Raw genomic sequence first — 925 nt, forward strand, 5'->3', positions numbered from 1 at the left:
ATCTCCCGCTCAGAAGAACTCGTCAAGAAGGCGATAGAAGGCGATGCGCTGCGAATCGGGAGCGGCGATACCGTAAAGCACGAGGAAGCGGTCAGCCCATTCGCCGCCAAGCTCTTCAGCAATATCACGGGTAGCCAACGCTATGTCCTGATAGCGGTCCGCCACACCCAGCCGGCCACAGTCGATGAATCCAGAAAAGCGGCCATTTTCCACCATGATATTCGGCAAGCAGGCATCGCCATGAGTCACGACGAGATCCTCGCCGTCGGGCATGCTCGCCTTGAGCCTGGCGAACAGTTCGGCTGGCGCGAGCCCCTGATGCTCTTCGTCCAGATCATCCTGATCGACAAGACCGGCTTCCATCCGAGTACGTGCTCGCTCGATGCGATGTTTCGCTTGGTGGTCGAATGGGCAGGTAGCCGGATCAAGCGTATGCAGCCGCCGCATTGCATCAGCCATGATGGATACTTTCTCGGCAGGAGCAAGGTGAGATGACAGGAGATCCTGCCCCGGCACTTCGCCCAATAGCAGCCAGTCCCTTCCCGCTTCAGTGACAACGTCGAGCACAGCTGCGCAAGGAACGCCCGTCGTGGCCAGCCACGATAGCCGCGCTGCCTCGTCTTGCAGTTCATTCAGGGCACCGGACAGGTCGGTCTTGACAAAAAGAACCGGGCGCCCCTGCGCTGACAGCCGGAACACGGCGGCATCAGAGCAGCCGATTGTCTGTTGTGCCCAGTCATAGCCGAATAGCCTCTCCACCCAAGCGGCCGGAGAACCTGCGTGCAATCCATCTTGTTCAATCATACTCTTCCTTTTTCAATATTATTGAAGCATTTATCAGGGTTATTGTCTCATGAGCGGATACATATTTGAATGTATTTAGAAAAATAAACAAATAGGGGTTCCGCGCACATTTCCCCGAAAA

At 56.0% G+C, this 925-nt stretch carries 1 protein-coding gene; it reads right to left on the reverse strand.

All coding sequences use genetic code 11. The features are described 5' to 3' along the window. Positions 1-9 precede the first annotated feature (9 nt). Positions 10-804 (reverse strand): APH(3')-II family aminoglycoside O-phosphotransferase, encoded by a 795-nt coding sequence (locus AC2D8P_RS16625; protein WP_004614937.1) that lies wholly within the window; start codon positions 802-804, stop codon positions 10-12. Positions 805-925: the final 121 nt, after the last annotated feature.

This window comes from Roseovarius sp. YIN77 (genome assembly GCF_057219155.1).

What these genes read in the sequence shown, in the direction of transcription:
- AC2D8P_RS16625 (WP_004614937.1), bottom strand. Translation starts at nt 804, where the DNA reads ATGATTGAACAAGATGGATTGCACGCAGGTTCTCCGGCCGCTTGGGTG.